This window comes from Streptomyces canus 299MFChir4.1, from assembly GCF_000383615.1.
Taxonomy (GTDB): Bacteria; Actinomycetota; Actinomycetes; order Streptomycetales; family Streptomycetaceae; genus Streptomyces; species Streptomyces canus_C.
In genome coordinates this window covers 604288-614804 of record NZ_KB911585.1, presented here as the reverse complement: position 1 = coordinate 614804, position 10517 = coordinate 604288, and the positions used below count along the sequence as shown (strand labels likewise).

The window sequence follows — 10517 nt, the reverse complement described above, 5'->3', positions numbered from 1 at the left end:
CCTCCCGCCCACCGAGGGTCCAGGCAGGCCAGGCCGATCGCGTTGAACCGGTGGATCACATCGCGCACGGTGTCCTCGTCGGCCTGCACCAGCTGTGCGATCACCGGCACCCGGTTCCCGCCGGCCGAGGCCAGCAGCATCATCGCGCGCCGGTAGCGCACCGAGCTGGTGCTACCGCGGCGCACGATCTGCTGCAGCTTCTGCCCCTCCTGGTCGGTCAGTCTGCGCACACGGACAGGCTCGGCCACCGCGCCTCCAGCGGTCGGTTGGGACGTCACCGCACATCCAACCGTCATGACCGCCAACCCGGCGAACCTATGCGGTCAGAGCACTAGCGAGAACGCCCGTCCCCGGAGCGCACCGGATCCGGTGGCAGCACGTGATGATCTTTCGCACGACCGATGAGCGCGACCGGCACGCACAGGTCACACGGTGATCCCCAGAACGGGGCGACGGCCGAAAGCCTGAAGCCTCGACAGCGCGCGGGCACGGGCCCCTTGTGAGGTCCCAGCGTCACGCAGGGGTGGCTGCTCAGCCCGTCAGGACGGGTTAGTGGGTGTTCAGGTTCGCCGACGGAATCATGGGGCTCGGTACGCGGGGCGAAGGTCCTGCGGGGTCCGACAGGCCTGCAGCCACCACGATGCGGTCCTGCCGCTTGCCCGGGCCACGTGCCCATAAATCCGCTCGGGATCGTAGGGCTCCGCACACGCCGTCACCGGAACTACCCGGCTGCCCGGCTGCCCGCGGTGCGTCATCGGTGCAGGGACTCGGCGACGGCCGGGTCCTCGAGCACGGTGACGCACCAGGCGAAGTGCTCGTCAGCGCCGCCCGGCGCGAAGGCGTCGCTCGTGGCCATCGCATAGGCGGCCCGGTACAGCAGGAGGTCGTCGACCGCGTAGCCGAACTCGTCGGCGAACCGCGTGGTGAGCCGCCGGGTGATCTCCGGGGCGTGCTCGGTGCCCGCCGGGAAGATGGCCGCGGCCACGGCGGCGTCGAACCGGGGGTCCCCGCCCGTGGACAGGAAGCCGTAGTCCACGAGGGCGAGCGGCCGCAGGTCGTCGTCCACCAGCACGGTCTCCGGGAAGACGTCACCGTGGACGACCGCCTCGTCGGTACGGGGGAGTGAGCGCAGCTTCCGAAGCAGCCGGGCACGCGTGTCGTCGAAGTCGCGGACCTGCGTGGAGAGCCGGTCCGCGCACCGGCTGACCCGCCGGTCCACCAGGTCCGCCAGGGCGGATCCGAAAGTGGTGTGGTCTTCCCACAGCGGGCGTTCCTCGTCCAGCACAGGAAGGTGCTTGACCTCGTCGACGTCATGGGCGTCCGCGAGGGCGCGCAGCACGCCGACCAGGCAGTCGACCGCTTCGGGCAGCACCTCGTCCGGGTCGTCGGTGCGGATCCTGCCCGCCAAGGGCTCGCCGGTCAGCTCCCGCTCCACGGTCATCGGGACACCGCCGATGTCCTCGACGGCGAGGATCTCCGGGGTGCCGAACGGCAGGTGCTCCGAGGCATCGGCGTAGAAACGCTGCATCCGCCGCAGTTCGGATCCCCGTCGGCGCTCCCACACCCTGGCCACCGTTCCGTCCCCGAGTCGGTAGACGGCTCCCTCCACCGCCGCCTCCACGGGCCCGGCGTCGGGATATCCGGCGTCGACGAAATGTCGTACACGCCGGGCCGTGGTGTCCCGTATCGCATCGGACATCTCGTGCCTCCTCGCCCCCGGCGTGAACGACCGGCCGGTCAGCGGAGCCGACGCCGGGACCATCTCCCACGGTAGGCCCCTCGCCCGCGCGACACCCGGTGACGGAGCTCTGCCCGGGCACCGTGCGGTCCGCCACGCGTGTACGGCGGAACAGTGCCGGCGGATCCTGAGTATCCGGAGCCGACAGTGGCTGTTCCTTCGTACACGGGCGGCCGTCGCCCGCCGACGGCCGCGTCCGGCCACTGCGCGGGGACCCGCCGACGGGCATCATGCAACTGCGGCGTCCGCCGACCGCAGCCCCTACCGCTTCCGGCCGGGCCCCGCCCGGTACGCACCGGACTCGACCTTGCAGGATCGTGGGCGGAACGGGAGGCGGCCCTTGACCAGGGCGCACGGCGAAGGGCCGTCCGGGGCCGCAGTCCTGTCGCAGCAGGGCGTTTCTACCTCTCACCTGGAGGTCATACGGTGGCGCCAAGTGGTGAGGCACTGTTGCCTCCAGGCAACCCAGTACGACAAACACGCCCAGCAACCCAAGGTTCCGGACGGGGGCATCAGAGCCTGGCTGTCGTGGGTGTTGGCCAGGTCCGACTTGGCGTTCGGCCGTTGTAGGCGTCGACGATGGCGACGATGGTCCTGGAGGTCAGGCCTTAGGCCGACTGCAGGTCGCCGGGGCCGTAGCCGGTGGGGGAGTCCGCGGCGGCGTTCGGCCGGACGGTCTGGCGTGCGATGCCCCTTCTTCGCCGCCTGCTCTTCCTGGGAGGCGGTGATGCCGCTGGTGATGCGCAGAGCCTGCTGCCGCACCACGTCCACGTTGGAGGGGTGCTGCGGCAGCAGGCTCTGCGTTTCATCGACGGCTCGGCAGCGCCCGGGCTCGTGCCGGCCCTCCTGCAAAGACCCGATGCGGGGCTGCCAGGCGCGATGGGCCTCCGGCGTCCAACCACCGAGCCGTCGGCGCGCCGTGTGCCGCAGTGCGTCGGACCTGACATCCATCAAGAGGCGGCAAGGTTCAACGCACAGGGTCAGCCCACCGGAGTGAGGACGCCGTCCTCATCCAGGAAGAAGCTGCCTTTGGCCAGGTCTTCCACGGTGCCGTTGTTGAGCCATTGTCGGGACATGTTGTGTACTACCTTGGCCTTGCGTTCCCAGACGATCTGGTGACCCGCGCAGGCGATGCGGAACATCAGCTTATGAGCCCCGGGAATGGCCTGGTAGAGCGCAGGCACCGAGAAGTACAGCAGGCCGAGGTCGGGTGACGTGTTCACCGTGGAATCGAGGTCCCCGTAAATGATGAGCACGGGGACGTCGGAGCCGAGGGTGCCGTCCAGCGGCACGGTGGTGGAATTCCAGCCCCACCAGTACTGGTTCTTGACCCGCATGACGCCCTCGGGCGCCCCTGCCACGTCGGGGCCCCACTTGGCGCCAAGGGCGTCATTCTCCATGATCGCCTTCCAGACCACGTCGACCATCCCGTCCTCACGCTGCTTGTGGCAGTCCACGTCCCTGTCCCACGCGGTGGTGAAACCCGACTTGGTGGTGAGAGCCATGGGAAAACCGAATACGGAAGAGGGCGCGCTCACCGGCAGGGACACCGGTGGGTCCCATCGGGTACCGGGCTTGCTCTGCCTGCCGTTGGGCGGGAAGATCGGCGCGAGCAGGAGCAGGCTCTTGACGTTCTCCTTGTGCTGGATGGCGTACGGGCCGAGTTGCTGAGAGGCGGCTGACCAGCCGATGAGGTCGACCTTGGGCGCGCCCGTGAGGTCCTTGATGTAGGTGACGACCTTGTGCACCTCGTCCCAATTGCTCTGGGAATTGTCCAGCTGGGAGGTGTATTGCACGGGGGTCAACGCGCCTCCTGGATGGTCTACCAAGAGGTACTTCTGGGCGGGGTTCACGTTGCGCGGGTCGCCCATCTCGGGGCGTGTGGATCGGCCGGATCCCTGAAGGTCCATGACGAACACGTCGTAGCCCGCGTCAGCCAGGAATTGCGCCCAGCTGTACTTGTCGTACTGGAGATCGAAGCCAGCCAGCCCCGGCACACTGCGTCCGTGGAGCATCAGGACAGGCTGGCGTGCGTGGCTTGGCTTGGTGCCGTTGCGTTCCCGCACGAAGAGCGTGGCGGGCTTGCCCTGGTTCGCCGGGATGGTCGATGTCCAAGGGATATTGTGGTCGGTCAGGACTGGTGATGCCATGGCTGCGCTCCAACTGTGTCGGCCGATGGGGTATGGGAGTTGCGGTCTGTCGGGACTGCTCGGAAACGGTCGTATGGTTGTGCGGAATCCGCGGCCGGCGCGTATGTCACAGGGCCTAGAGGTGAGCTGTGTGGGCGCGGGAGCGAGTACCTGCGAGATCTGCGTTTCCCGGACACCGGACGGGATGCATCCGAGGTGGCCGAAACGACGTTCCCCGTGGAACCGTTCACGCTCGAAGGGACTGTCGCTTTCCGCCCCGCGTCGTCGGCAGACGCCTCCCCACCTTCGACGGCCGCTTGGGGAGCGTGGCCACCGTTGTTGCGCTCACGGACGACCACGGTGGTCTCCACCCTGGCCTCATGCCCGTCAGGCCAAGACACGGCCGTGACGTGGTGTTCTCCCGCCGCGAGCCGCGACGTGGATACCCGGCAGACGAAGGTGCCAGTGCCATCCGGCCGGACTCCGTCTCCGGATCGGTGGTCCTGCCGCTCCGCCGATACCTGTGCTTTGGCGCCGGGGAGGCCCTGGAGGACGCGGTTCATCGCGATGGATGGCCCGTCGATCAGGATCTGGACCGTCTGCCGGCCTGTCCAACCCGTTCCGCGAAGCTCGATCCGCGTTTTATAGCCGTCCATGGGCCCTCAACACCCTGCATTGTGGTGGGAGAGGGAGCGGACAGCCACGGGTGGGTGGGCGTCTTGCAGCGCGAACCCGCTGCCCCTGGCGGGCCGCCCGGTATCTCAACCTCTTCCATCAACGATAGTCATCGGCCATGTGTCGCGCCTGTCCAAGATTCAAGGGTCTGCTCCGCGTCTTGGCAGTGGAGTGCTCGAGGGCGCTTGTTGAGTGCGTCCGGAGGGGCTCATGGCCCCTGAAGGGCCGTCCCGTAACTGGGTTGCGGGGCAGCCGCAGCCTCTTCAGGCGCTCGGCTTCCTCCACAGCTGCCGCTCTTCCAGAGTCCCGAACCGCACATTTCCGCGTTCAAGGTCGACGAGGATGGGCCAGCAGTCCAGCAGTTGCTGTCGCGCATCCGCCACGGGTCACCCAGCGGCCGTCCGGGGGAAGGCGCCCGCGTCGGCTGCTTCGCCGCCCGCAGTTTCGTCGGCAGGACGGCATGGAGCCGGTCCCAGACGCCGGGCCTTTCGGCGCCGGGCTCCGGCAGTAACGGCTCGATCAGCAGCCACAGTTCGTCGGAGACGATCCACGGCCGAGAGTTCCTCTCCCCCCGAACTGACCGACGAGCATCAAGCGGACAGTCGCACGATCAACGGGTTCTGTGCGGACCTCTTGGAGGTCCCGACAAGGCGCTGGACCGGCGAGGCGGCCGTAGGTGCCCGTCGTGGGCTACGCACCACTTGAGGGAACGGAGCCGGAACCCAACGTCGACTGGCGCCTGCCTCCTGCTCACTGGGTGTCGCATCGGCGGGGTGTTGCGCATGAGCTGCCTCAGGCGCTCCACCCGGTGTGCCGCCCCGTGCCCGACCTCGGTAATCACAGCCTCCCGCCGGCAGAGCTCCCGGCAACGATCCTTCCCGCACGGCGCGTTAACCTGACGGTTAACCCGGACCTCACGGTGGGTTCGGTTGCCTACACCGAACCCGTCGTGTTGTGCGTCTCCTCCGCCCACCCCCTGGTGAAGCGGGACTCCATCTCCTACGAGGACCTTGCCGACGAGACCGTCCTGACCGGCGCCGCACCCGATTACTGGCGAGAGGCGCTGATCCCCGCCCACACCTCCAGCGGGCGGCCGATCCCCCAAGGGCCGACTGCAGTCGACGGCACGCGACTACTCGCCATCGTCGCCGGCGGGGAAGCGGTGTGCCCCGTGCACGCGCACGCGCCGCGCTACTACGGGCGGCCTGACATCGCCCACATCCTCATCCATGACGCCCCGCCAGCCGCTGGGCCTTGAGCTGGCACACGAACAGCGAGACCGACCAGATTCGTGCCTTGGCCAAGGTCGTTGAAGACCTCGGTCTGATGACCCTGTGACCTTAGGTCAGCGAGTGGACGGCACACAGTTCAAACCGGTGCTGGAGAAGATCCGCATCCCCCGACCAGGGCGGGGCAGGCCCCGCAAGAAGCCGGACAGCCTCGTCGCTCCCAAGCGCTAAAGCGTGTTGCGGCCGCTCGGTCCGACGTCCGTACCGGCGGGTGAGGCCGGGTGCCTGCTCGGCAAAGGGGAACTACACCGATGCCGAAGTGTCCCGTCTCTACCGCCCAGTTGCGTCCCCGCAGTCCGTCGCCGCCTCGGCGAGCGCGCGTACCAGTGGTGTCGCGCGGTCCGTGCGCCAGATCAGGGCCCACTGGACGGGCGGGGCATCGTGGAGGGGGAGGTAGACGACGTCGGTCTGCGCGTTGTAACGCCGCCCCTCGTCGGGGACTGTGCAGACCGCGTCGCCTGCTGCGACAAGGGCAAGGATCTCGTAGAAGGTGGCGACGGCCGGGCCGCGGCGGACGGGGCGTCCGGCCGGAGTGCGGGCCGGCAGGACGGCGGTCTCCCAGTAGGAGGGAATGGAACCGTTCAGGCCCGGCACGATGTGGTCGCCGAGGACCTCCATGCTCACCGACTTCTGCTTGGCGAGCGGGTGATCCGCGGCCACCATCAGGTGGAGCGGTTCCTCGCGCAGCACCACTCCGACGGTCAGGTCCGGCTCGCGGACCGGCAGCCAGGTGGTCACCGCGTCGACCTCGCCGGCCCGCAAGGCTCCGAACGGATCGCTGAAAAACACTTCCCGGAACCGGAGTTCGGCGGACGGGTACCGGGCTCGGAAGAGGGCCAGGACCGGGGTCATGTCGTGCATCTGCGCGCCCATGACCCCCAACGTCAGCGTGCCGGCCGAGTGGCGGGCGATGCTGGTCGCCTCCGCCACGGCTTCCTGAATGCCCTCGTATGCCGGCTTCAGCCGCTGGAGCAGCACCTCTCCGATGGGGGTCATCCGCACGTGGCGGCTGGTTCGCTCGAAGAGCTGGGCGCCGATGAGGCGTTCCTGTTTCTTGATCGCCTGGCTGACACGGGCTGGGGAGACATGCAGGCGTTCGGCGCTGCGGCCGAAGTGGAGCTCCTCCGCGAGCGTCAGGAAGATCTCTATGTCCCGCAGTTCCATCGTGTCCCCGGTTTTGTCCTGGTCCCCCGGATTCGTAAACCTCTGGGTGAACGACCATATCAAGATCGGCAGTTGTTCCCGGGCTGCCCGATACGCATGCTGGGTACCGGGCCGGGAGGCCGCCTCCCGCAGGTGACATGAGCCGGCATCAGGCTGCAACACCGGCTCGCCCAATTCGGCCGACGACCCGAAAGGCGTGGACCGCGCGCGGAAGGCGCGTACCTCATCGGTCACAGGGCCTCGCCGCCCCGGGATCCGCCCGCCGAGCACGAACTCCCACGGAGAGATCCCCGCGTGACATCTGACCCGAGCGCCGCCCAGGCACCTGACCCGGCCACCATCCATCCACTGCCTGCCCACGAGCGGGTCGTCTTCCTCAAGCCACTGGTCGCCGGGACCAACGTCGTGGCAGGTGACTTCACCTACTACGACGACCCCGAAGGGGCGACCGACTTCGCGCAGCGAAATGTGCTGTACGCCTACGGTCCGGAACGGCTGACCATCGGCAAGTACTGCGCGATCGCCACGGGCACCCGGTTCCTGATGGCGGGCGCGGACCATCCGTCGATGGGGGTGTCCACCTTCCCCTTCACCATGTTCGGCGGCGAGTGGGCCGAGCAGACCCTCGACCTCGTCACCGGCATGCCCAGCCGCGGGGACACTGTGGTCGGCAACGACGTGTGGTTCGGATACGGAGTCACCGTGATGCCGGGGGTGCGGATCGGCGACGGTGCGGTGATCGCGGCCGGAGCGGTGGTCACCGTCGACGTGCCGCCGTACACCATCGTGGGCGGGAACCCGGCCCGGACCATCAGACAGCGCTTCGACGACAGCGGCATCGAACGGCTCACACGGGCAGCTTGGTGGGACTGGCCGGTCGAGCTGGTGACCGCGCACGCCCGCACCATCATGGCCGGATCCCCGCAGGACATCGAGCGCATCGCCACTGCCGAAGGTCTGGGGCAGCGGTGACGCCCCCGGCCATCGAGGAGTACGCGGTGTCCGGTCGCGACAGCGGCCCGTACGCGATCACCACAGGCCCGGACGACGCGCTGTGGTTCACCATGGTGCACAGCGGCAGGATCGGCCGGCTCGTCCCGGGACAGGAGCCGACCAGTCATCGACTCGCCCCGGACAGCGGCCCGACGGTCATCAGCAACGGGCCGGACGGCGCGCTGTGGTTCACGGAGTACCGGGCGCACCGGGTCGGGCGGATCACGACGGCCGGCCGGGTGACCGCGTTCACGCCGCCGACCGCGGAATGCGGGCCTTTCGGCATCGCCGCAGGGCCGGACGGCGCGCTGTGGTTCACCGAGGCGGCCGCCGACCGCATCGGCCGCCTCACCACCGACGGAACGGCCACGGAGTACCCGCTGCCACGCACCGGCGCGTTCCCCTCCGCTATCGCCGCGGCCGGGGACGCGATGTGGTTCACGATGAATCAGGCCAACGCCATCGGCCGTATCGGCATGGACGGCCGCATCACGGTCCACGCGCTCCCCACCGAGGCGGCCGCGCCGGTGGGTATCGCCGTGGGCCCGGACGGAAGTGTCTGGTTCACCGAGTTCGCGGCCGGTCAGATCGGCCGGATGGCACCCGGCGGCCGGATCACCGAGTACCCGCTGCCCGACCGTTCTGCCCGGCCGCACGCCGTCACCACCGACGCCGACGGCGCGGCGTGGTTCACCGAGTGGAGCGGCAACCGCGTCGGCTCGGTCACCTCGGACGGCACGGTCGCCGTCCATGACCTGCCCATCCCGGCCTCCGAGCCGCACGGGATCACAGTGGGCCCGGACGGCGCCCTGTGGACGGCCTTGGAGACAGGCGCACTGGCCCGCATCAAACCGGCCACCACCAGAGCCACCACCAGAGCCACCACCACCAAGAACACCGAACAGAGGAACGCCTCATGAAATACGCTCTCGTGATCTTCGAGACGCATGCGTCACGCGCCCGGATCCAGGCCGACCGCGCCGGCTACCGGCAGGCGTACGAGACCTGGATCGGCGAACTCGCGGCAGCGGGCAAGCTGGCGGGAGGAGACGCCCTCGACACCGAGCACCGGGGCCCCGTCACCGTGCGCAAGACGGCGGACGGGTCCGCAGCGGTGACCGAGGGGCCCGTGCACAGCGGCGAGGAGACCCTCGGAGGCTGGATCGTACTGGAAGTTGCCGACCACGCCGAGGCCATCGAGCTGGCCCGCGGCTTCCCCACCCCGGAGGCGCTCGAAATTCGCCCGATCCTCGAATCGGCCTGAGCGTCATGCGGTCCGCGACGCCCGCTGCCCGGACACCCCGCGTGTCTGACCAGCACGCCATACCGGGCCCGGAGCGCTGCATCCCTTCACAGGAGTTGACTTGCAACTGACATCGGTGAGCTACCGACCTCTGACCGGCCCCGAGGAGATCGATCTCTTCTGCCGGCTCTCCTACGTCCTCGACCACGAACTGACCGAGGACTTCGCCGTCGGCTGCCGCCGCCCCGAGTGGTCATGGGTGGCCCTGGACGGCGACCTTCTCCTCGCCCGGCTCGCCTGGTGGACGGCCCCGGGCGGTGACGTCCCGCTGAAGTTCGACTTCTTCGACATCGACGACACGCTGCCCAGGGCAGACCGCGACGAGATCGGCCTGCGGCTGTTCGAGACGGCGACGGCGACCGTCTTCCCGGCGGGCGCGAAGCTGCCTGAATACGGCCGCTTCGTCCCGCCCGACTGGCACGAGGACCCCGCGGCGCGCGAGGTGGTCGAATCCCGCACGCGCGTACTGGAGAGCACCGGAGCACGGTTGCTGGCCGAGCGGCTGCGGCTGCAGTGGACCCCGTCCTCCCTGCTCCCGGAGCCCAGGGGGCGTCTCGTCTTCCGCCCGGTGGCCCACCGTGAGGACCTCCTCGCCCTGATGACCCCGGTCATGGAGGGGACTCTCGACGCCAACAGCCAGGCGGACCTGGCATCCGGACTGAGCCCGCGCGAAGCGGCGGAACGGCACTACGACGGAGAGTTCGCCGGGTTCAAGAGCCCGCACGAGTGGTGGCGCATCGCCGAACTCCCTGGCGGAGGCGCTCCGGTGGGCTTCGTGGTCCCGGCCCGCAACAGCTACCACCCGATCATCGCGTACATCGGTGTCCTGCCCGCACACCGCGGCAACGGCTACATCGACGAGATCCTCGCCGAGGGCACCCGCATCCTGGCCGCCGAGGGCGTCGACCGGATCAGGGCATCGACGGACCTCGGCAACGTCCCCATGGCGAAGTCCTTCGCCCGCGCCGGATACGTCAACTTCGAGAGCTCCCTCAATCTGGTCTGGGACTGAACCCATCTGCCAAGTCTCCGGACCCCCCAACGGCCTCCGGAGACTTGGCAGGTGGGCGCCGACTCCGTGCGGATAGTCGAGCACGTCGGTGAGGCGTCGAGGCCGGTCACGTTCAGCTCCTCGGGTCCGCAGGCGGCCGGGGGCGTCGGAGCGCTGAGCGCCCCGACGCCCAGGCTTCGTGCACGCCTGGAGCGTAACGAAGGCTCCAGGCAAC

General features: G+C 69.0%; 9 protein-coding genes. 5 read left to right on the top strand and 4 right to left on the bottom strand.

Annotated features, from left to right (window positions below; all coding sequences use genetic code 11):
* The 3 genes from H293_RS0113650 to H293_RS0113640 form a co-directional block, all read right to left on the bottom strand.
* Nucleotides 1-248 (bottom strand): helix-turn-helix domain-containing protein (locus tag H293_RS0113650; RefSeq protein ID WP_020118451.1); only part of this gene is annotated, 248 nt, incomplete at its 3' end.
* Between the two features lie 503 nt (nucleotides 249-751).
* Nucleotides 752-1699, bottom strand: a complete 948-nt coding sequence (locus H293_RS0113645; RefSeq protein ID WP_020118450.1) for a phosphotransferase family protein — start codon at nucleotides 1697-1699, stop codon at nucleotides 752-754.
* Between the two features lie 1019 nt (nucleotides 1700-2718).
* Nucleotides 2719-3888: an alpha/beta fold hydrolase gene (locus tag H293_RS0113640; RefSeq protein WP_020118449.1), complete on the bottom strand. Its 1170-nt coding sequence runs from the start codon at nucleotides 3886-3888 to the stop codon at nucleotides 2719-2721.
* A gap of 1573 nt (nucleotides 3889-5461) precedes the next feature.
* Here H293_RS0113640 and H293_RS58420 point away from each other — a divergent pair.
* On the top strand, nucleotides 5462-5800 hold the full coding sequence (locus H293_RS58420) for a LysR substrate-binding domain-containing protein (RefSeq protein WP_020118448.1): 339 nt from the start codon (nucleotides 5462-5464) through the stop codon (nucleotides 5798-5800).
* A 301-nt stretch (nucleotides 5801-6101) separates the two neighbouring features.
* Here H293_RS58420 and H293_RS0113630 read toward each other — a convergent pair whose 3' ends face one another.
* Nucleotides 6102-6995, bottom strand: coding sequence for a LysR family transcriptional regulator (locus tag H293_RS0113630; RefSeq protein ID WP_020118447.1), 894 nt, complete (start codon nucleotides 6993-6995; stop codon nucleotides 6102-6104).
* Nucleotides 6996-7289: 294 nt separating this feature from the next.
* Between H293_RS0113630 and H293_RS0113625 the strand changes: the two genes are divergently transcribed.
* The 4 genes from H293_RS0113625 (at nucleotide 7290) to H293_RS0113610 (ending at nucleotide 10303) form a co-directional block, all read left to right on the top strand.
* Complete coding sequence (locus H293_RS0113625; RefSeq protein ID WP_020118446.1) at nucleotides 7290-7967, top strand: CatB-related O-acetyltransferase; 678 nt, start codon at nucleotides 7290-7292, stop codon at nucleotides 7965-7967.
* Nucleotides 7964-8908 carry a Vgb family protein gene (locus H293_RS0113620; RefSeq protein WP_020118445.1) on the top strand — a complete coding sequence of 315 codons (945 nt, stop codon included), beginning with the start codon at nucleotides 7964-7966 and terminating at the stop codon, nucleotides 8906-8908. The genes H293_RS0113625 and H293_RS0113620 overlap by 4 nt, the downstream gene beginning before the upstream one ends.
* The gene (locus tag H293_RS0113615) at nucleotides 8905-9252 is read left to right on the top strand and encodes a YciI family protein (RefSeq protein WP_020118444.1); all 348 of its coding nucleotides are present in this window, start codon (nucleotides 8905-8907) and stop codon (nucleotides 9250-9252) included. The genes H293_RS0113620 and H293_RS0113615 overlap by 4 nt, the downstream gene beginning before the upstream one ends.
* A gap of 115 nt (nucleotides 9253-9367) precedes the next feature.
* Complete coding sequence (locus H293_RS0113610) at nucleotides 9368-10303, top strand: GNAT family N-acetyltransferase (RefSeq protein WP_020118443.1); 936 nt, start codon at nucleotides 9368-9370, stop codon at nucleotides 10301-10303.
* Nucleotides 10304-10517: the final 214 nt, after the last annotated feature.